Here is an 18,966-nt window from a genome sequence, read left to right on the forward strand (position 1 = left end):
CCAAGGGGATCAGCCCTTGCGGCGGAAGCGGAAGGTGAGGGTTTCGGTCTTGCCGCCTTCCTTGACCGTGACCGAGGCGGTCATGGTGTTCTTGCCGGTGCGTTCGTAGACTAGGCCGGAAAAATCGAGGCGGTCGCCCTTGCGCTCGATTAGCGGGAAAGAGACGACCTTGCCCTTCTCCTCCCAGCCGGTGAGATCGGCGTTGAAGTGCTTGAGACGGTAGGCGAGCGAGCCGCCTTCTTCGACGATGGTGATGAGTTCATAGAACATCACCGTGCCGTCCTTGTTCAACTGGCGGAAGTGGCCGACCATCTGCCCGCCAGCTGCCGGGGCATAGGCTTCGAGTGCGGGTGCGCCTTCGATGCCCTCACCTTCCCATGAACCCTCCAGCCAGGCGACGTCCGCCAATGTTGCGGGCGGCGCGGCGTGGGCGGTGATCGGAGTGAGCAGCAAGGCGGCGAAGGCGGACAGGAGCAGCTTCATGGTTTCCTTCCTCAATCGAGCGCCAGCGGCAGATAGACATGCGCGCGCTGGTGTGGCGGGACTACCTCGTCGGCATCATCGAGGTAGTTGATCAGAACAGGTCCCTCACCCAGTTCCAAATCGCGTGCGAGCAGCTCTGCGTAAAGCGTGTCGATCAGGCCATGCAGGTCGTCATAGTCGCCAGTGGCGAAGAACGAGAGGTGCGGGCCGCCCGGTAGTCGCCGTTCTTCCAGGTCACCATCAGGTTCGCCAAGACCGCCGGTATCGAGTGCGCAGGTAAAGCGGCAGGCTTCGGGTGCGGCGTAGCGGGGATCGTCGTGCGGCATGCCCCAGATCGCCTGCAGGCTTTCCGGCCCCAACTGGGCAAGCGCGAGTTCGAACAGCCGTCCAAAGCCGCGGTTCAGTTCGGAATAGGCGCCGACATTACGGACGGCGAGCAGGCGCAGTGGGGCGAGTTCGACGATCTCGATGCGCAGCGCGCTCTGCGGGTCCGATCGGGGCTCGCCCAAGGCTTTGGCGGTGTTGCGGAGGCTTTGCGGGTCACTGCCGAGGGCAGACGGAGTCTGGCCCGTCGTGGCACGCAGGGCGCGGGCATAGGCTTGCGAGGTGGCGTAGCCGCTCTGCCCGGTGGCGGCGCTGATGCCTTGCGCTGACAGAGCTGGCAGGCTTCCGGCGAGGCGTGCGCGGGTAATGGCGGCACCGGGAGCTTCGCCGGTCATCAGGCGAAATATCCGGTGAAAGTGATATTCCGACATCGCCGCTTCTGCTGCCAGGTCTGCGAGGCTTGGCACTTCGCCTGTGGCGAGACTGCGTTCGAGCAGGGCAATGGCGCGTTCTATGCGGGTGGCGTAGCGGCTGCGTTGGTCAGGCTTCATGCGCGTCCTTCCGGGTCTCATGCACTGCCCTCATGTCTCGCTGCCGGGGTCTTGTCGTTCCCGATCTTGCGCTTTCTAGGGAGCGAGCCACGCAGCTTGCCACGGAGAGGCTGCGTCTTGGCGGGTGAAGCGGGCGCGGGTGCCGCCTTCGTGGGTGAGGTGCAACCAATCAAGGCTGCGCACTTCGACCAGCAGGACGGCGAAGTTGCCGCGGCCGGGCAAGGTTTCCTCGATGGTCGGCGCGCGGTGCAGAAGGTGTTCGGGAATGGTCGAGCCGGCGGCCTCCAGCACGGCGCCCGGGCCTTCCCCGGCGAGGTAACAGCGACGGCTCGAGGCGGTGGCGCACTGCCATGCGGCATCGGCGACAGGACCGCGATGTTCGATCCGCCCTTCACCGCGCATGCGGATCTGGACGCGGGTTTCGGGATCGTAGGCAAGGACGCTGACCGGGGCGCAATTGCCGATCAGCGCGCACTTGGGACTGCGCAGGTCGGTGTGGAAACGCAGGGTCAGGTCCGGTGTCGCCTCGCGCAGGACCATCATCCTGAGATCGCCATCAGCAGTGCCGACGACCGGCGTGTGCATCGCACTGCGGCGCTGCCTTGCAGCCTTGGCAAGGCGATCGGTGGCATCGGCAAGAACGCTATCGAGCGTCAACTCCATTCATCTTTCCCCATACGAACCTGAACAAAAGGCTACCAACCCGGTTCAGACATCGGACAGCGCGAATCGTTTATTACCATCGTATTAAAGCTGCGAAGGGTGTCGCGGCTCTTCATATCGGGAAAGGGTCGGTCACGATGTCCGGCAAGTCAATCTTCAGAAGCAGTGCACTTTACGCACTGGCTGTGGCCATGACCGCAACAGCAATTCCATCCACGGCATTCGCCCAGCAGCAACAGCGCGAAGAGCGTGGTGGCGGTTGGCAGCGCGGCGGTGAAAATCGGGGCGGTGAGAACCGCGGTGGTGGCAACTGGCGCGGTGGTGGTGATTTTCGCAACCAGCAGGCGCAACGTCCGCAGGCACCACAAGTGCAGCGCCCCGCCGCACCGCAGGTTCAGCGTCCGGCTTGGGGCGGGTCCAACCCCCAGGCGCAGGCAAGGCCAGAGCAATCACGGCCTGACCAGTCACGTCCCGCATGGCGGGGGCGGACCGAGGGTTCGCAGCGGGATTGGGGACGTTCGCAGGGCCGCGACTGGCAATCGGGCACCGTGAACCGCCCGGCACCGGCGCAGAACGCGGGCAGGCCTGCCGTGCCGCAGCGCGGTTGGGACGGCAGACAGTGGAACGGGACCAACCCTGGCAACCAGAACGCCGGGCGGGATTGGAACCGCGACGGTCGTGACTGGAACCGTGACCGTGACCGGGACGGGCGCAACTGGAGCCGTGATCGCGACGGGCGTGACTGGAACCGCGACAACTGGCGACGCGACGATCGCCGGGGCGACAACTGGCGCAACAGTTATCGCGGGGACTATCGCCGCTGGAGCAACGACTGGCGGCGGGACAACCGCTACAACTGGAACCACTACCGCAGCGTGAACCGCGGGATCTACCGGATGCCACGGTACTACTCGCCCTATCGTGGGTACAACTACAGCCGCCTGTCGATCGGCATTTTCCTGAACTCTGGCTTCTATGGCCAGAACTACTGGATCAATGATCCCTGGGCTTACCGCCTGCCCCCCGCATACGGTCCGTATCGCTGGGTGCGTTACTGGGACGACGTGCTGCTGGTCGATGTCTATTCCGGCGAAGTGGTGGACGTGATCCACGACTTCTTCTGGTAAGACGAGCAACCCATCCGGCCCCTGCACCAGACGGTGCGGGGGCCTTTTTTCATGCGCGGTCAGGCCCTGCTGTACTCCGCCAGCGCGCGCAGCACGTTTGTCATCATTTCACGTCCTTGCCCCGTCAGCCGCACATAGCGGCGGCGGGCATCAGTACTATCCGGTTCGCGAAAGATCAGCCCTTCCTCTTCAAGGCGAGCAATCCAGCGCAGGATAGTCGTCGACGGAATTCCCGCATCGAGACAGACGCTCGACACCTGGATATCGGTGCGGCGGCAGTCGGCGATGAACAGATCAAGAAGGATGTCCCAGCCGGGCTCTGCGAAAAGGCCTGGTCGCCCGCTTGCCTCGTCACGTTTGCGACGCAGGTTGTAGAGCGCCTTTGCAAGACGAAGGATTTCGGCGTTGGGATCTACGAAAGCGTCCAAGCAATGCTCCATGCGAGCGACAAGAAATCACGAGGAGCGTGCTGGCACCCGGCGCCGACAAGTGGCATTGCGGCTTTGCAGATACCGACCCTTGAAGGTCTGGCAGCGTTCATGATCTATTGGTGACCCGAGATGACCTCATAAGGAAGTTTGGTTAACGCAAAGGACTGCAGAAAGCTTCGCCAAAACCATAGTATTAGTCCGGTTCGGATCAATTGAACTGGATTGCGGTGACGAGCCGATTCCAACATGAGATCGTGCAATATGGGATTGTTTTCAAAGAAGAGTCAGTCATATGCAGAGACTTCGGCGCTGCGTTTGATCGGAGAGACAGTCCGCAAGCGTCTCGCAAACGACTCTGGCGTCTATCGTATCCCGGTGGATGGGCTCGAGATCTTTGGCGTGGCGGATTTCTTTTCGGCCGCAGAGTGCGAAAGGCTGATCGCGATCGTCGACAAGGTGGCGCGCCCCTCCCCCACCTACAAAGGTACGGACGCGACTGGCCGAACCAGCTATACCGGGGACGTGGATCCGTTTGACCCTTTCATCCTCATGCTGCAGCGCCGGATTGACGACCTGATCGGAATCGATCCCGCGTTCGGCGAGACGATCCAGGGGCAACGCTACGAACCGGGACAGGAGTTTCGTGGCCACTATGACCACTTTCTGCCTTCGCAGCACTTCTGGGATACGGAACAGAAACGCGGCGGCCAGCGTAGTTGGACGGCCATGGCGTATCTCAACGCCGTGGAGGAAGGCGGGACAACCGACTTCACCCGTGTCAACCTCTCCATCCCGCCGCAACCGGGTGCGCTCTTGCTCTGGAACAACATGAAGCCCGACGGCACACCAAATCCTGATGCCCTGCACGCCGGAACGCCGGTTGTGCGCGGCAAGAAGTATGTCCTGACCAAGTGGTACAGGTCGCGCCCGTGGCACTGAAATGGGGGGCCTGGCACGGCCTGATTGCACTCGCTTTGTTGCAGCCGGGCGCAAGCCATGCTGCAACTGCTGCAACTGCTGCCACAGGTTCTTCCGTTGTCGCCGCGCAGATCGACAATGGCCCTCAGGCATCATCCGGTCTTCCGGAAAATGCCCAGCTTGAGCGGATCTTTGCCGATGAAATGCGGCAAGGCTTCGCGCTCGATCCTGTTGGCGCCCTGCAGCAAGGCCAGCGCGTTTCGGTCGAGGCATTCCTGCAGTTGTTCTCGCCAGAACTTGCCAGGGAGCGGCGCGAGGCAAATGCGCAACTGCTGGCGCGGCTGCGGCAAATAAGCCCCAGCAAACTGGACGAGCAACATCGCCTGTCGCGCGAAGTGCTGATCGATGCAAAAAGCGCAGACGCCGCACTGCTGCAACCCGAGCTTCTGGCATTGACCGAGGTTCGCCCGTTCAACCACTTTGGCGGTTTCCACGTTTTCTACCCCGAACTGTCATCTCCGGGCAGCGGCATCGCCCTGGAGACGACGCGCGATTACGAGCTTCTGATCGCACGGCACCGCGTGCTCGGGCGCGTCTTCGATCAGGCTACTGCGCGCTTCCGCGAGGGAATGGCAAGCGGAGTGACCGAGCCGAGGCTGACGGTGGACAACATGATCGCGCAGATCGATGCCCTGCTGGCCCAGCCGGTCGAGCGATCGCCATTCACCAGCCCGGCGCGCAGCTTTCCCAGCACCTTTTCAAGCGCGGAGAAACTGCGGCTGCGCAGGGATCTGTATGCAGTCACACGGCGCGACATCTACCCGGCCTATCGGAAGCTGCGTCGGTTTCTGGCGGATGACTATCGCCCTGCAGCCCGCGAGCAGGTGGGCCTCTCTGCCTTGCCGGGAGGTGGCCCGCTCTACCGCGAACTGATTCGGGCCTATACCACGCTCGATCTCGACCCCGAGACCGTTCACGCAATGGGCCTGGGCGAAGTGTCGCGAATCCAGACCGAGATGGAGCAGGTCAAGACGGAGCTGGGCTATACCGGTCCCTTGCGCGGGTTCTTCGACGATCTGCGAACCAATCCGCGCTACCACCCCAGAACCGAACAACAGCTCGCGGAGGGCTTTCGCGCGGTCGGTCGCAAGGTTGATGCGCTGGCTCCACGCTACTTCCTGCATTTGCCGCGCACGCCCCTGCAGATCCAGCCCTACCCTGCCTATCGCGCGAAGTTCGAAGCAGGTGGGAGCTATGCGCAAGGGACGCCCGATGGCGTGCAGCCGGGCACGTTCTTCTTCAACACCTACGACCTCAAGAGCCGATACCTGACGGGCGTGACCACACTTTACCTGCATGAAGGCGCGCCGGGCCATCACTTCCAGATCAGCCTTGCCCAAGAGAACACGGCACTGCCCGATTTCCAGCGCTTTGGCGGCAATAACGCCTACATCGAAGGCTGGGCGCTCTACGCCGAAACCCTGGGTTTCGAGATGGGTCTCTACAAGGACCCGATGCAGCATTGGGGCACCTTGGACGACGAGATGCTGCGGGCGATGCGGCTGGTGGTGGATACGGGCCTTCACGCAAAGGGGTGGACCCGCGAGCAGGCGGTAGATTACATGCTTGCCAATTCGGGCATGGGCCGCAGCGACGCCGAGGCGGAAGTCGACCGCTACATTGCCATTCCGGGACAAGCGCTATCGTACAAGATCGGGGCGCTTACGATCCAGCGGCTGCGCAAGGAAGCAGAGTCTGCGCTTGGCCGAAAGTTCGACATCCGCGCATTCCACGACCAGGTGCTGGGCAGTGGAGCGCTGCCGATGAAAGTGCTGGAAGGCAAGGTGCGCGGGTGGATCGCACGCACCCGCGCTGCCCGTTGATCAATCGCCGAGCGCTTCGGCGATCAGCTTGCGAGTATTGCTGACGCCGTAGAGCGCAATGAAGCTGCCCATGCGCGGTCCGGCGCTGGAGCCCAGAAGCGTTTCATAGAGGCACTTGAACCAGTCGCGGAGCTGCTCGAACCCGTAATGCGGGTCCTTGCCGATCTCGTAGACGATGTTCTGCAGTTCCTCTGCGGTGGCATCGTCGGACGTACCGGCGAGTTCCTCGTCGAGCGCTGCCAGAGCCTTTGCCTCGTTCTCTTCCGGCTTGCGGCGCTGCAAAGTCGGGGCGATGAAATCGCGGTTGTAGGCCAGAGCGCGGGTGACGAGGCCATCGAGTGCGGGGTGCGCTGCAGGATCGGCGTTCTCGACATAGTTGCCAAGATACGACCAGACCTGATCGCGCGTGGCCTGCGCGCCCAATACGCCGACGAGGTTGAGCAGCAGGCCGTACGTGACCGGGAGCTTTTCGCCCTCACCCTCGGCCGGACCGTTAGTGCGCAACAGGTGCCATACGGGGTTGCCGAGCTGCTGTTCGATCGGTTGGGTCGGGATCTTTTCGCGGAACTGCCAGTATTCGTCGACCGCGCGGGGGATGATCCCGACGTGGAGCGACTTGGCGCTCTTGGGCTCACGGAAGAGGTAAAAGCCCAGCGACTCCTCACTGCCGTATTCGAGCCACTGCTCGATGGTAAGGCCGTTGCCCTTGGACTTGGAGATCTTCTCGCCCTTCTCATCAAGGAAGAGTTCGTAGATCAGGCCCTCGGGGCGCTGGCCGCCGAGCACGCGGGCGATCTTGCCCGACTGCGTGACGCTGTCGGTGAGGTCCTTGCCGCACATCTCGTAATCGACGCCGAGGGCGACCCAGCGCATCGCCCAGTCGACCTTCCACTGCAGCTTGGACCAGCCGCCGAGGATGGTGTGCTCGGTGGTTTCGCCATTGCTGTCGGTGAAGCGGACAATGCCGGCTTCGGCATCGACCACCTCGACCGGCACCTGCAGCACTTCGCCGGTGGTCGGCGAGACCGGCAGGACCGGCGAATAGGTCTTCCGGCGTTCCTCGCGCAAGGTGGGGAGCATGATGTCCATGATCGCCTGCCAGTTGCGCAGCACGCACTTCAATGCGTCGTCGAACGCGCCGGAATTGTAGCGGTCCGAAGCCGAGACGAACTCGTAATCGAAGCCGAAGCGATCGAGGAAATCGCGCAGCATGGCGTTGTTGTGGTGCGCGAAGCTTTCGAACTTCTCGAACGGATCGGGGATGCGGCTGAGCGGATGGCCGAGATGGGCATCGAGCAGCGCCTTGTTCGGCACGTTGTCCGGCACCTTGCGCAGACCGTCCATGTCATCGGAAAAGGCGACGAGGCGTGTGGGATGGCCACCTGTCAGCACTTCATAGGCGCGGCGAACCAGCGTGGTGCGCAGGACTTCCTGGAACGTGCCGATGTGCGGCAGGCCCGAAGGACCATAACCGGTTTCGAACAGAACCGGGACCAGTTCGCCTGACGCATCGCGTTTGCCGCCGGGGAACCGCTTTATGAGCTTGCGGGCTTCCTCGAAGGGCCAAGCCTTGGAGGTCTGGGCGGCGGTGCTGATTGCGTCTGTCATGGTGCCCGCCCTTTTGCGCGTGGGCGCGACGGGTGCAAGAGAAAACCGGGGATGACCAGACGACGAAAGGGCGGGCGCCACGCTCACGCGACGTCCGCCCTTCCGTGGAGGCTTCTGAGGGGAGGCTTACTTCAGAAGCGAGAGCACGTTCTGCTGGGCCTGGTTGGCCTGGGCGATCATGGCCGTCGATGCCTGCGAAAGGATCTGGGCCTTGGCCATCGCGGTGGTTTCCGCCGAATAGTCGGTATCGAGAATGCGCGAGCGGGCATCCGACAGGTTGGTGATGTTGTCGTTCAGGTTGTTGATCACCGATTCAAGACGGTTCTGCCCTGCACCAAGCAGCGAACGCGCGCCCGAGATCGAGTCCAGTTCGGAGTCCAGCGTACCGAGCAGGGTGTTGGCTGCGGTTGCCGTCGATACATCGTAAGAGCCGGCAGCACCGCCCGAGGCCTGCAGCGTGGTGAGATCGGCGATCTCTAGGATGACCTGGTCCGAAGCGTCCGAGCCTGCCTGGATCGTGATTGACGTGACGGTGCCGTCGAACAGCTGCACGCCATTGAAATTGGTGTTGGTGATGATCTGATCGACCTGCGCGGTAAGCTGGTCGACTTCGCTCTGCATGTATACGCGGTCGGTGGCGTCCTGATAGGTGCCCGAGGCCGATTGGACGGCCAGTTCGCGAATGCGCTGCAGCATTGCGGTCACTTCGTTCAGCGCGCCGTCGGCGGTCTGGGCAAGGCTGATGCCGTCGTTCGAGTTGCGGACGCCCTGGCCCATGCCCTTGATTTGCGAGGTCATGGTCGTGCTGATGGCGAGGCCTGCGGCGTCGTCCTTCGCGCCGTTGATGCGCTTGCCGGTCGACAGACGCTCCATCGCTGTACCCAGCATCTTGTTGGCCGAGTTCGAAGCATTCGTAGCGCGTATGGCGCTGATATTCGTGTTGATGACTGCCATTTCCCATTCTCCACTATGGGCCGGAGCATCTGGTGGGACACGCCGGTATTGGTTGCTGTGGAGAAGGACGGCTGCGGGGCGCAGGTTTTAAGGGGGACGGTAAATCGCGGTGAAAGGCTCTGTTTTGGCTGGCCGTGGGGTTGTGCGGTGTTCCATTCCTGTTCTAACGCTGCGGGGTGACTGAACGCCCTGCCCTTGCCCTGCCAGCGATTCATGCAAGCCACGGCGGATGCTGGCTGCGTGACGGCTTTGCCACGCGCGGACTTGGCAAGGGCGAGGCGATCGTGGCAGCCGCCGATACGCCGCTGCTTATGCTCAATGCACCGCTGGTGGCGAGCAGGCTCGGCTATCCGGACCTTTCGGGGCTCGATCTGCTGGAGCTGTTCGCGTTCGTGCATCCGGCGCGGTTCATGGTGCCTACGCCGAAGGGCCTGGCCCATGCTTTGGGGCTTGAGGAGCCATCCGGCGACGACAAGGTGCCGCAACTGCTGCAGGAAGCCGCAGAGGCTTTGCTTGCCACATGCGAGAGTGCGGACTGGGCCGAGCGGGAGGGAGCGTGGACAGCGCTGCAATCGCTGGTTCGGATGCGCTGGCCTTGGGCCACCTTGCTGACCCCGCGGATTCGCAAGCCGGACCGGGCCGAGCGCTGGCTGTTCGCCAAGCTGCCGGAGTGGGAAGAGGCGGCCGAGCGCCCGCAACCGGCGCAAGTGGTGTTGGGCGAGACGGCGGTAGTATCGCGCCTTGCCGAGCTGACCGGCGCCGGGGCCGAAGCCCGACCGACGCAGCAGGACTACGCGCGCGAGGCTTCGCGCATGTTCGCACCGCGACAGGGACAGGGCCAGCCGCATGTCGTGCTGGCGCAGGCGGGCACGGGCACGGGCAAGACATTCGGCTATCTCGCGCCATCCTCGCTGTGGGCGGAGCAATCGGGCGGGACGGTCTGGGTCTCGACCTACACCAAGGCGCTGCAGCGGCAATTACGGCGCGAGAGCCGGCGCGCGTTTCCAGCCTCGCGCAACGGCAAGCCACCCGTGGTGGTGCGCAAGGGGCGCGAGAACTACCTGTGCCTGCTCAATCTGGAAGACGCGCTGCAGGGCGGCTTTGCCGGGCGGGCGGCGATCCTGGCGCAACTGGTGGCGCGCTGGGCGGCCTACTCGCAAGATGGCGACATGATTGGCGGTGACATGCCCGGCTGGCTCGGCACGCTGTTCCGCAAGCGCGGCATCGCGGCTCTGACCGACCAGCGCGGAGAGTGCGTCTATGCCGGGTGCCCGCATTACCGGAAGTGCTTCATCGAGCGCGCTGCGCGGGCCTCTGCCGATGCGGAACTGGTGATTGCCAATCATGCGCTGGTGATGGTCAACGCAGCGCGAGGGCGCGACGCTGCGCAGCGGCCGACGCGGATCGTTTTCGACGAAGGGCACCATGTGTTCGAAGCGGCGGATTCGACGTTCTCGGCGGCACTGACGGGCGCGGAGACAATCGAACTGCGGCGCTGGGTGATCGGGCCTGAGGGCAAGTCGCGCGGAAGGCGGCGCGGGCTTTCGGCCCGGCTTGCCGATGTGGCGAGCTATGACGAGGAAGGCGAGCGCGCGATTTCGCAGGCGCGGGAGGCGGCTGAGGCCCTGCCCTCGGAAGGCTGGCTGGCGCGGGTGGTGGAAGGCACGCCTTCAGGGCCACTGGAGGAGCTGTTGAGCGCGGCGCGGGCGCTGGCCTATGCGCGCGACGAAAGCGGCGGGCAGGAAGCGGGCTATGGGCTCGAGACCGAGATCGCGCAACTGGACGGCGGGTTCATCGAGGTGGCTGGGCGCGCGCAGGAGGCGCTGGAGGCCTTGCGCAAGCCGCTGGTGCGGCTGGGGCTGCGGCTGGAGGCCATTGTCGAGGACGGACCGGACTGGCTCGATGGTCCGGCGCGAGCGCGGATCGAGGGGGCGCGCAGTGCGATCGGCTGGCGCAGCGATCTCATCGCGGGATGGATTGCGCTGCTGGCGCGGCTGGGTGGGCCGGGCGACCCCGATTTCGTCGACTGGATTGCGGTGGAGCGTTCGGACGGGCGTGAGTGGGATGTCGGGCTGCACCGGCATTACCTCGATCCGATGAAGCCCTTTGCCAATGCCGTGCTGGCGCCTTCTCACGGGGTGATGATGACCTCGGCCACGTTGCGTGATGGCGATGACTGGCAGAGCGCGGTCGAGCGCAGCGGGGCGCCGCATCTGGACATTGCGCCGCGCCTGTTCACGGCTGACAGTCCGTTCGACTATGCGTCCCAAGCCGAAGTACTGATCGTGACCGACGTGCCCAAGGGCGACATTCCGGCACTGGCAGCGGCCTATGGGCGGCTGATCGAAGCTTCGGGCGGCGGGGCGCTGGGGCTGTTCACTGCGATCAGGCGGCTGCGCGCGGTCTATGGCCGCATTGCCGACCGCCTGGCGCGGGGCGGATTGCCGCTGTTCGCGCAGCATGTCGATCCGATAGACACCGGCACGCTGGTCGACATCTTCCGCGACGATCCGCGCGCCTCGCTGCTCGGCACCGATGCCCTGCGCGACGGGGTGGACGTACCCGGGGATTCACTGCGGCTGGTGGTTATGGAGAAGGTGCCGTGGCCCAAGCCTTCGATCCTGCACCGCGCGCGGCGACTGGCCGGCGGTGGTTCGGCCTATGACGACCGGATCATTCGCGCACGGCTGGCGCAGGCCTTCGGGCGGCTGATCCGCTCGGCGGGGGACAAGGGACATTTCGTGGTGCTGTCCTCGGCCTTCCCTTCGCGGCTGCTTTCGGCCTTTCCGGCGGGAACGCCGATCCGCCGCGTGACGCTCGATGTGGCTTTACAAAGCGTCGGTGCCAGTGTTTCTGGACGCGAGAGTGTTCAGACACCGCGCGAGGGGATTTCGTGAAGACACTGGCCCTGTTTCGCCACGCAAAATCGGACTGGAGCGATGCGCGCGCGCGGGATTTCGACCGCCCTTTGAACGAGCGCGGCAAGCGCGGGGCGCGAGCGATGGGCGAATATATCCGCGATACCGGCCGCACCTTTGACCGCATGATCGCCAGCCCTGCCGTCCGCGCCGCCGAAACGGTCGAGGAAAGCAGCAAGGCGTGGAAGTGCACGTTCAAGATCGAATGGGACCGGCGCATCTACCTTGCCAGCTCGGCCACGCTGATCGACCTGCTGAAGGAACTGTCCGGCGATCCGAAAAGCGTCCTGATGATCGGGCACAATCCGGGGCTGGAGGACCTGATCTTCGACCTCGTGCCCGATGATGGCTCCAGCCCTTTGCGCGAAGTGGTGGAAGAGAAGTTCCCGACCGCGACGTTTGCGGTGATGGAACTTGATGTGGACGACTGGGCGGACGTAACCGAGGGTTGCGCACGGTTGGTGGAGATCAAGCGGCCGCGCGATCTGGACCCGACGTTGGGGCCGGTTTTGGTGGATTGAGGTTGTTACGGATGATTGGCAGCTTTGCCGCCGAGTGTCTGCTATTCAACTATTTGCAGCGAAAGCCGACTTTCCGGAAATGGCGCCGTTGCGGGCGTAAGACTCAACTGCGAAGATGCGCAGATGCGGTATGTTTCCATCATCATTTTTCTGACTACACTGGCTAGTTGTGCCTCGTCTCAAAGGGATAGCCATTCAGCCTTGATGGACGAGATCGAAAGCGCGATACAGCTACCACCCGAAGCAGAGCCTTTAGAAAGCTATGCGCGCTACTACACTGAGTATAAAGGGTCGGTGCGCGGAGCCTACACAACCCAAGTAGAACCGCCCAGGCCCTCCGACTACGGCTGCGAAGAGGTACAATCGGATGGCAGCTTAAAGACGGTCGACTGTCCTGCGCCAGCCGACGCTAGACCTGGCGAACGACGGTGGGTGAAGTTTGATGACTATCCTGCTGTTGCAGGTGAGAACTGCACTGCAATTCAGCTAGAGTATGATCTCCGGACAAGGAAAATTACCTACCTCGAATGTGCGCGACCTTATTATTGACGCTCATCGTCAACTAGCCTGGCTCGCAGCAATCTTGCCGAAGATCCTTTACCACCACTATCTTTAATCTGAAGTCTACCAACCACCACCGGAGGCCGTTCAATCGGTAGTGAAAGGTCAGCGCGCCCTACTCTTCCAACGCAGCGGCCAGCCGGTCGCGGATGGATTGCAAGTAAGTCACGAGTGGGGCGGCGGATTGTTCATCTGGAGCCATGGGGGCAGGCTCTGCCGACGGGGCTGCGTTCGCAGCAGTCCCCTTCCTCCCCCGCAGCGCTTGCCTTGCGCCCTTGATCGTGAAGCCTTCCTTGTGGAGGAGGCGGTGGATTTCTGTGATGACGGCGACGTCTTCGGGGCGGTAGTAACGGCGGCCGCCCGCTCGGGTGAGCGGGCGGAGCGTGGGAAACTGCTCTTCCCAATAGCGCAGGACGTGCTGACGGATGCCGAGCGCCTTGGCCACTTCGCCGATTGTGCGGAAAGCTGCCGGGTCTTTACCGTCGTCCGGATTAGGTCCGGCATCGGGAAGTTCGGGGACGCTCATCCGCTGGTGATCAGCCCTGGCCGATGCGGTCCTTCAGCATCTGGCTGGCGCGGAAGCTGAGGACGCGGCGCGGCGTGATCGGCACTTCGATGCCGGTCTTGGGATTGCGGCCGATCCGCTCTGCCTTGTCGCGCAGAAGGAAGGTGCCGAAGCCGGAAATCTTCACGTTTTCACCCTCAGCCAGTGCATTGCACATGTGCTGAAGAATGGATTCAACCATTTCGAGCGAATCCGCACGGGAAAGCCCCACGCGACGGTTGATGCTCTCGGCCAGATCGGCCCGGGTCAGTGTACCTACAGAACGCATCCTTTATTCCCCCCAGAAGTCAGAAGACGCCAAGGGGGCTGACAATAACGCTGATTCTGCGGAACGCAATGCAATCCATTGCTTGCGAACGATAAGACTGGCTCGACGTGGGACGTCCCGAGTCCGTCAGATGCGGACGAGGCTGGCGCCCCAGGTGAAGCCGCCGCCCATGGCTTCGAACATCACCAGATCGCCCTGCTTGATGCGGCCATCGCGCATCGCGACATCGAAGGCGAGCGGCACCGAAGCAGCGCTGGTGTTCGCATGTTGGTCGACTGTGACGACCACCTTTTCAGCGGGAAGATCGAGCTTGCGCGCCGTGGCGTCAAGTATGCGGAAGTTGGCCTGGTGTGGTACGACCCAGTCAATCTCGCCGGCATCGTGGCCCGTGGTTTCAAGAACTTCGCGCAGGACATTGGCGAGATTGGTGACAGCGTGGCGAAACACCTCGCGGCCCTTCATGCGGACCTTGCCGACCGTACCGGTAGTTGACGGACCGCCATCGACATAGAGCAGTTCGTTGTGCGCACCATCGGCGTGAAGGCGCGAGGCCAGTACGCCAGGAGAATCGGGATCGGATTCGTCAACGTCCTGCGCTTCGAGCACGATAGCGCCTGCGCCATCGCCGAACAGCACGCAGGTGGTGCGATCTTCCCAATCGAGAATCTTGCTGAACGTCTCAGCGCCGATGACCAGCGCGCACTTGGCCATCCCGGTACGGATCATCGAATCCGCAGTGGCCATGGCGTAAAGGAAGCCCGAGCAAACCGCCGCGACGTCAAACGCGATGCCGCCGTTGCAACCGAGGTTGTGCTGGACGATGGTGGCGGTGGCCGGAAAGGTCTGGTCGGGCGTGGCCGTGGCAAGGACGATCAGATCGACCTGCGCCGCTTCAATCCCGGCGGATTCGAGGGCGCGTCGGGCAGCCTCGGTGGCGAGGGTGGAAGTTGTCTCCCCCTCCCCTGCAAGATAGCGCTGGCGAATCCCGGTACGCTCGACGATCCATTCGTCGGTCGTATCGACCATGGTCGCCATTTCGGCATTGGTGACGCAGCGCTGTGGCAGAGCCGAACCGCTGCCGCGAATGATCGAACGTACGGTCATGCCGCGTCCTCGCCGGTTGCGGCAGGGGCCGCGCTGCGGCCACCGCGACCGGAGGTGCGGCCAGAAGTCCTGATCGTCTCGGCGCCAAGGCGCGCGAGGTCGGCTTCGATACGCTCGGTCAGGTTTTCCTCCAGCAGGCGGGCCGTGACGGCAACGGCATTGGCGACGCCGAGCGCAGATGCGCTGCCGTGACTTTTCACAACCACGCCATTGAGGCCGAGGAAGACCGCGCCATTGTGGTTGTTGGGATCCAGATGGTGCTTGAGCAGCTCGGTCGCCGGGCGCGAAATCAGGAAGCCGAACTTCGAGCGCAGCGACGAGGAGAAGCTGCGACGGAGCAGATCGGCGACGAAGCGGGCCGCGCCTTCCATCGACTTCAATGCGATATTGCCCGAGAAGCCATCCGTGACGACAACGTCGCAATCGCCGCGCGAGAGCTTGTCCGCCTCGGTGAAGCCGTCGAACGTCATCGCGAGATCGCCGGCCAGTTCCTTGAGCTGGTTGGCGGCATCGCGCAGGGCATCGGTACCCTTGGTCTCTTCGGTGCCGATATTGAGCAGGCGCACACGCGGCGCGTCGAGCCCGTTGACGATGCGAGCGTAGGCCGCCCCCATGATCGCGAACTGGACGAGGTTGCGGGCATCGCAATCGGTATTGGCGCCAAGATCGAGCATGATCAGGTCATGTTCGCCTAGCGTCGGCAGCAGTGCCGAGAGTGCGGGGCGATCGATACCTGGCATGGTACGCAAGGCGAGCTTGGCCATGGCCATGAGCGCGCCGGTGTTGCCGGCGCTGACAGCAGCGCCGGCGTGGCCCTGCTTCACCGCGTTGATCGCCAACCCCATCGAGGTGGTCTTGGCGCGACGGAGGGCCTGCGTCGGCTTCTCGTCACCCGACACGACATCAGGCGCGTGAAGGATTTCCGAGGCTTCGCGAAGATTGGGGTGGTTTTCGAGGGCCTGCTTGATGCGGCCCTCGTCACCAACGAGAAGGAACTTGAAACGGTCATGGCGACGACGGGCAAGTGCCGCGCCTTCAACCATAACGCGCACGCCCTCATCACCGCCCATCGCATCGACGGCGATACGCGGCAGGCTCATGTCCTCAGTCCCCCCGTTTTAAGGCTTAGAGCCCGACGGCGATGACTTCGCGACCGTTGTAGTGACCGCAAGCATTGCACAGGTTGTGCGGGCGCTTGAGTTCACCGCAGTTGGAGCATTCATGGAACGCTTCGACGCTCAGCGCGTCATGGCTGCGGCGCATGCCACGGCGTGAGGGCGAAGTCTTTCTTTTGGGGACGGCCATCTCGGCACCTGTTCTTAGAATTGCGTAGTTTTGTTGCGGGCGCGATAGGGAAAACCGGTCCATCGCACAAGCCCTGTTTGCGGCAGGACCCGTACGCGGCGAAGGACGCCAGACAGACACGGGATTCGCCAATCACTGGGCGAAGGCGCGCCTATACGGATTTTCTGGTGCTTTGCAAGCGCACCCGCGCTAGCCTTGGCCGCAGATCCCAGGACGGACGAACACAAGGGGGAGTACCTGAAGGCATGACTATACTGCCAATCACGCTGTGCGCGGCTGCGGCCGCTGCGGCGATCAACATCTGGCTTTCGATCCGTTGCGGCATGGTCCGCTCTGCCAAGAAGATCAGCATCGGCGATGGCGGCGACATGGATCTGATCGCGAGGATGCGGGCGCAGGCGAACTTTGTCGAGAACACGCCTGTCGTATTGGTGCTGATCGCGGCGGTGGAACTGGCGCGGACAGGCAACCCGTGGCTAATGGGCGTGGCCGCTATCTACATGCTTGGCCGCGTTGGCCATGGCGTCGGCATGGACGGCGGGCCGCTCGGGTTCCTTCGCGGCGTGGGTACGCTGACGACGATGCTGACCCAACTTGGTCTTGGCGTTTGGGCGGTTTCGATCGCTCTGGATATGTGAGAGTTGCAGGGGTGGCGCAGCAACATGCCCACCCCCAACCCCTCCCGCCTGCGGGAGGGGAGATCCCTCAGCTCAGGGCATAGTCGCTGACATAAGCGTTGGTCTGGCGTTCACGGCCGAACGTGCTGTTGGGGCCGTGACCGGGAACGAAAGTCACGTCGTTGCCGAGCGGCCAGAGCTTTTGCGTGATCGAATCGATCAGGTCCTGATGATTGCCCATGGGGAAATCGGTGCGGCCGATCGATCCCTGGAACAGCACATCGCCTACGATCGCCACCTGCGTGGGGGCGTGGTGAAAGACGACGTGGCCGGGTGTGTGACCGGGGCAGTGGATTACGTCGAGCTCGACCTCGCCGACGGTGACCTTGTCTCCATCATTGAGCCAGCGGGTGGGTTCGAACACTTCGCCATCGATGCCATAGCGCTGGCCGTCCTCATCGAGGCGGCTGATCCAGAAGCGGTCATCCTCGTGGGGGCCCTCGATCGGCACACCGAGTTCACGGGCGAAGATACCGACGCTGCCGCAGTGGTCGATGTGGCCGTGGGTAACCAGCAGCTTCTCGATGGTGACGCCGGTCATTTCGATCGCCTTGCGCAGCTTGTCGAGATCGCCGCCGGCATCGATGAAGGCGCCGCGCATGGTCCTGGTGCACCAGACCAGCGTGCAGTTCTGCTGCAGTGGTGTGACGGGGATGATCGCGACCTTGAAAGGCGGCTGGGCGGCGGTTTGGGTGGCGGCTACGGTCATGCCTGCCGATTTGGAGCGAAGGCACCATAATTGCAATGCTCCGGTCCGGGGCTTAGGTTTGCCCGATGATATCGATCCGCCCCTCCCGCCCCACAGATGACGAGCGTGCGCTGGAAATCTGGGCCTCTGCAGTGGATGCGACCCACGACTTCCTGTCGCCCGAAGACCGGCTGGCGATTGGCAAAGAGGTTGCGGGCTTTCTTCCCGGTACGCCCATGACTGTAGCTGTGGATGCGAGCGACCGCGCCCTCGGCTTCATGATCGTGGACGATGGAAGCATCGAGGCTCTGTTCGTCGATGCCGCCTGCCATGGCCAAGGCGTTGGCAAAGCCCTGATCGAACATGCGATTCAGGCACTTGGAGCACATCGCCTTGAGGTCAATGAGCAGAATGCACGCGCCCGGGGGTTCTATCGCCGGATGGCCTTTGCCGAGATCGGCCGCAAGGAGGTGGACGGCCAAGGGCGGCCCTATCCGCTGATCCTCATGGAACTGCGCAGCTAGAGTCGGCCGCCTTTCCAGACGACCCGGCCGACGACCTCGACCTCGTTCAAGGGGCGCTCAAGGCGAGGATAAGCGGGATTGTCTGAAATGATCCGCACCGTGCCGCCAGGGCCGGATTCGAGGCGCTTGACCAGCAGCACGTCGTCGAGCCGGATCACGTGAATTCCAGCACGCAACGGGCGCTGAGTGCGGTCAACGAGGATCTCGTCGCCATCGCGCAAGGTCGGCTCCATCGAATCACCTTCGACTTCGATCACCGAAAGCATCGCCGGTTCCAGCCCCTGCCCTTTGAGCCAACGGTGATTGAAGCGCAGGCGACCGGAAGGAATCTCCTCTGCCGGGAGTGTGCCGGGACCAGCTGAAGCGCCCAGCGGCAGGCGCGGAATGTCGGCCCATTCGGCGGCCATGGACCGAGTGGGCTTGACGCCACGCGATGCTCCCTGCCCCGCGGTAATCACACCGCCGCGGGGCGAGGCACCAAGATCGGTTTCCGAAACGCCGAAGAACTCCGCAAGCGTACGGCGGTCATTCTCTTCCAGCTTGCGCGGACTGCCCTTGCGGACGAATTGCTGGAGATAGGTGGTGTTACGACCGATCAGCGCCGAGAGCGCCGAGAGGCTGACGCCGCGCTGCGTGGCAAGGCCCACAAGACGGGTGCGTGTGCCGTCTTCCGCTTCGCTGTCTGCCGGGACCATTTCGCCTTACTCCGATTTCGAAGGACTTTTCCTAGCATTGTAGGATTTGAGGATCAACATAGGAAAAATCCTATTTCGAGTCGTCTCGCCGACTCCGCAGCTGGAGGTTTAGAAACGCCATGTTGCTCCGCAAGATCGAGAGCTGGACACCCGCAAAAACCTGGTAGTTCGAGGCGGATTGGTCCGAGGAAGGGTGGT

The 18,966-nt window shown here is 63.2% G+C and carries 20 protein-coding genes; 7 read left to right on the top strand and 13 right to left on the bottom strand.

The window, feature by feature from the left end; genetic code table 11:
* Positions 1 to 9: 9 nt before the first annotated feature.
* From AX703_RS18610 to AX703_RS18620, 3 genes are all read right to left on the bottom strand, one after another.
* Positions 10 to 483 carry a DUF6265 family protein gene (locus AX703_RS18610; protein WP_062346180.1) on the bottom strand — a complete coding sequence of 158 codons (474 nt, stop codon included), beginning with the start codon at positions 481 to 483 and terminating at the stop codon, positions 10 to 12.
* Between the two features lie 11 nt (positions 484 to 494).
* A complete protein-coding gene (locus AX703_RS18615; RefSeq protein ID WP_062346182.1) occupies positions 495 to 1,358 on the bottom strand; it encodes a GyrI-like domain-containing protein in 864 nt (287 codons plus the stop codon).
* Between the two features lie 75 nt (positions 1,359 to 1,433).
* The gene (locus AX703_RS18620) at positions 1,434 to 2,021 is read right to left on the bottom strand and encodes a hypothetical protein (protein WP_062346183.1); all 588 of its coding nucleotides are present in this window, start codon (positions 2,019 to 2,021) and stop codon (positions 1,434 to 1,436) included.
* A 191-nt stretch (positions 2,022 to 2,212) separates the two neighbouring features.
* On the opposite strand from AX703_RS18620, the gene AX703_RS18625 reads away from it, so the two are divergent.
* Positions 2,213 to 3,148, top strand: a complete 936-nt coding sequence (locus AX703_RS18625; protein WP_039331511.1) for an RcnB family protein — start codon at positions 2,213 to 2,215, stop codon at positions 3,146 to 3,148.
* Positions 3,149 to 3,207: 59 nt separating this feature from the next.
* Here the strand turns inward: AX703_RS18625 and AX703_RS18630 are convergent, their stop codons facing one another.
* Complete coding sequence (locus AX703_RS18630) at positions 3,208 to 3,576, bottom strand: MarR family transcriptional regulator (protein ID WP_062346210.1); 369 nt, start codon at positions 3,574 to 3,576, stop codon at positions 3,208 to 3,210.
* 318 nt (positions 3,577 to 3,894) lie between these two features.
* On the opposite strand from AX703_RS18630, the gene AX703_RS18635 reads away from it, so the two are divergent.
* Together AX703_RS18635 and AX703_RS18640 are read left to right on the top strand one after the other, a co-directional pair.
* The gene (locus AX703_RS18635; RefSeq protein WP_231735613.1) at positions 3,895 to 4,518 is read left to right on the top strand and encodes a 2OG-Fe(II) oxygenase; all 624 of its coding nucleotides are present in this window, start codon (positions 3,895 to 3,897) and stop codon (positions 4,516 to 4,518) included.
* Positions 4,509 to 6,380 (top strand): DUF885 family protein, encoded by a 1,872-nt coding sequence (locus AX703_RS18640; RefSeq protein WP_082734680.1) that lies wholly within the window; start codon positions 4,509 to 4,511, stop codon positions 6,378 to 6,380. The genes AX703_RS18635 and AX703_RS18640 overlap by 10 nt, the downstream gene beginning before the upstream one ends.
* On the opposite strand, the gene AX703_RS18645 is transcribed toward AX703_RS18640, so the two are convergent.
* Positions 6,381 to 7,988, bottom strand: coding sequence for a lysine--tRNA ligase (locus tag AX703_RS18645; RefSeq protein ID WP_062346185.1), 1,608 nt, complete (start codon positions 7,986 to 7,988; stop codon positions 6,381 to 6,383). It lies immediately after the preceding gene.
* Positions 7,989 to 8,114: 126 nt separating this feature from the next.
* A complete protein-coding gene (locus tag AX703_RS18650) occupies positions 8,115 to 8,942 on the bottom strand; it encodes a flagellin (RefSeq protein ID WP_039331445.1) in 828 nt (275 codons plus the stop codon).
* Positions 8,943 to 9,118: 176 nt separating this feature from the next.
* Here AX703_RS18650 and AX703_RS18655 point away from each other — a divergent pair, with 176 nt between their 5' ends.
* Together AX703_RS18655 and AX703_RS18660 are read left to right on the top strand one after the other, a co-directional pair.
* Positions 9,119 to 11,839 carry an ATP-dependent DNA helicase gene (locus tag AX703_RS18655; protein ID WP_062346187.1) on the top strand — a complete coding sequence of 907 codons (2,721 nt, stop codon included), beginning with the start codon at positions 9,119 to 9,121 and terminating at the stop codon, positions 11,837 to 11,839.
* The gene (locus AX703_RS18660) at positions 11,836 to 12,381 is read left to right on the top strand and encodes a histidine phosphatase family protein (protein ID WP_039331447.1); all 546 of its coding nucleotides are present in this window, start codon (positions 11,836 to 11,838) and stop codon (positions 12,379 to 12,381) included. Before AX703_RS18655 ends, AX703_RS18660 begins: the two co-directional genes overlap by 4 nt.
* 676 nt (positions 12,382 to 13,057) lie before the next feature.
* On the opposite strand, the gene AX703_RS18665 is transcribed toward AX703_RS18660, so the two are convergent.
* The 5 genes from AX703_RS18665 to rpmF form a co-directional block, all read right to left on the bottom strand.
* A complete protein-coding gene (locus AX703_RS18665) occupies positions 13,058 to 13,468 on the bottom strand; it encodes a MerR family transcriptional regulator (protein ID WP_062346188.1) in 411 nt (136 codons plus the stop codon).
* Positions 13,469 to 13,478: 10 nt separating this feature from the next.
* Complete coding sequence (locus AX703_RS18670) at positions 13,479 to 13,775, bottom strand: integration host factor subunit alpha (RefSeq protein ID WP_174544584.1); 297 nt, start codon at positions 13,773 to 13,775, stop codon at positions 13,479 to 13,481.
* Between the two features lie 126 nt (positions 13,776 to 13,901).
* Positions 13,902 to 14,879 carry a beta-ketoacyl-ACP synthase III gene (locus AX703_RS18675; RefSeq protein WP_062346190.1) on the bottom strand — a complete coding sequence of 326 codons (978 nt, stop codon included), beginning with the start codon at positions 14,877 to 14,879 and terminating at the stop codon, positions 13,902 to 13,904.
* A complete protein-coding gene (plsX, locus tag AX703_RS18680) occupies positions 14,876 to 15,979 on the bottom strand; it encodes a phosphate acyltransferase PlsX (RefSeq protein WP_062346192.1) in 1,104 nt (367 codons plus the stop codon). Before plsX ends, AX703_RS18675 begins: the two co-directional genes overlap by 4 nt.
* Before the next feature lie 25 nt (positions 15,980 to 16,004).
* Entirely contained in the window at positions 16,005 to 16,184 is a 180-nt protein-coding gene (rpmF, locus tag AX703_RS18685; RefSeq protein WP_039331452.1) for a 50S ribosomal protein L32, read from the bottom strand.
* 245 nt (positions 16,185 to 16,429) lie between these two features.
* Here rpmF and AX703_RS18690 point away from each other — a divergent pair, with 245 nt between their 5' ends.
* Positions 16,430 to 16,822 (top strand): MAPEG family protein, encoded by a 393-nt coding sequence (locus tag AX703_RS18690; RefSeq protein ID WP_062346194.1) that lies wholly within the window; start codon positions 16,430 to 16,432, stop codon positions 16,820 to 16,822.
* A gap of 67 nt (positions 16,823 to 16,889) precedes the next feature.
* Here AX703_RS18690 and AX703_RS18695 read toward each other — a convergent pair whose 3' ends face one another.
* Complete coding sequence (locus AX703_RS18695; RefSeq protein WP_062346196.1) at positions 16,890 to 17,570, bottom strand: MBL fold metallo-hydrolase; 681 nt, start codon at positions 17,568 to 17,570, stop codon at positions 16,890 to 16,892.
* Positions 17,571 to 17,635: 65 nt separating this feature from the next.
* Here AX703_RS18695 and AX703_RS18700 point away from each other — a divergent pair, with 65 nt between their 5' ends.
* The gene (locus AX703_RS18700) at positions 17,636 to 18,073 is read left to right on the top strand and encodes an acetyltransferase (protein ID WP_039331455.1); all 438 of its coding nucleotides are present in this window, start codon (positions 17,636 to 17,638) and stop codon (positions 18,071 to 18,073) included.
* On the opposite strand, the gene AX703_RS18705 is transcribed toward AX703_RS18700, so the two are convergent.
* Complete coding sequence (locus tag AX703_RS18705; protein WP_062346198.1) at positions 18,070 to 18,768, bottom strand: helix-turn-helix transcriptional regulator; 699 nt, start codon at positions 18,766 to 18,768, stop codon at positions 18,070 to 18,072. The genes AX703_RS18700 and AX703_RS18705 overlap by 4 nt on opposite strands.
* Positions 18,769 to 18,966: the final 198 nt, after the last annotated feature.

Origin of the sequence: Novosphingobium sp. CCH12-A3, from assembly GCF_001556015.1 — a bacterium.
GTDB lineage: Bacteria > Pseudomonadota > Alphaproteobacteria > Sphingomonadales > Sphingomonadaceae > Novosphingobium > Novosphingobium subterraneum.

What these genes read in the sequence shown, in the direction of transcription:
- rpmF (WP_039331452.1), bottom strand. Translation starts at nt 16,184, where the DNA reads ATGGCCGTCCCCAAAAGAAAGACTTCGCCCTCACGCCGTGGCATGCGC.
- AX703_RS18700 (WP_039331455.1), top strand. Translation starts at nt 17,636, where the DNA reads ATGATATCGATCCGCCCCTCCCGCCCCACAGATGACGAGCGTGCGCTG.
- AX703_RS18620 (WP_062346183.1), bottom strand. Translation starts at nt 2,021, where the DNA reads ATGGAGTTGACGCTCGATAGCGTTCTTGCCGATGCCACCGATCGCCTT.
- AX703_RS18690 (WP_062346194.1), top strand. Translation starts at nt 16,430, where the DNA reads ATGACTATACTGCCAATCACGCTGTGCGCGGCTGCGGCCGCTGCGGCG.
- AX703_RS18645 (WP_062346185.1), bottom strand. Translation starts at nt 7,988, where the DNA reads ATGACAGACGCAATCAGCACCGCCGCCCAGACCTCCAAGGCTTGGCCC.
- AX703_RS18670 (WP_174544584.1), bottom strand. Translation starts at nt 13,775, where the DNA reads ATGCGTTCTGTAGGTACACTGACCCGGGCCGATCTGGCCGAGAGCATC.
- AX703_RS18610 (WP_062346180.1), bottom strand. Translation starts at nt 483, where the DNA reads ATGAAGCTGCTCCTGTCCGCCTTCGCCGCCTTGCTGCTCACTCCGATC.
- AX703_RS18705 (WP_062346198.1), bottom strand. Translation starts at nt 18,768, where the DNA reads ATGGTCCCGGCAGACAGCGAAGCGGAAGACGGCACACGCACCCGTCTT.
- AX703_RS18615 (WP_062346182.1), bottom strand. Translation starts at nt 1,358, where the DNA reads ATGAAGCCTGACCAACGCAGCCGCTACGCCACCCGCATAGAACGCGCC.
- AX703_RS18625 (WP_039331511.1), top strand. Translation starts at nt 2,213, where the DNA reads ATGACCGCAACAGCAATTCCATCCACGGCATTCGCCCAGCAGCAACAG.
- AX703_RS18650 (WP_039331445.1), bottom strand. Translation starts at nt 8,942, where the DNA reads ATGGCAGTCATCAACACGAATATCAGCGCCATACGCGCTACGAATGCT.
- AX703_RS18665 (WP_062346188.1), bottom strand. Translation starts at nt 13,468, where the DNA reads ATGAGCGTCCCCGAACTTCCCGATGCCGGACCTAATCCGGACGACGGT.
- AX703_RS18695 (WP_062346196.1), bottom strand. Translation starts at nt 17,570, where the DNA reads ATGACCGTAGCCGCCACCCAAACCGCCGCCCAGCCGCCTTTCAAGGTC.
- AX703_RS18675 (WP_062346190.1), bottom strand. Translation starts at nt 14,879, where the DNA reads ATGACCGTACGTTCGATCATTCGCGGCAGCGGTTCGGCTCTGCCACAG.
- plsX (WP_062346192.1), bottom strand. Translation starts at nt 15,979, where the DNA reads ATGAGCCTGCCGCGTATCGCCGTCGATGCGATGGGCGGTGATGAGGGC.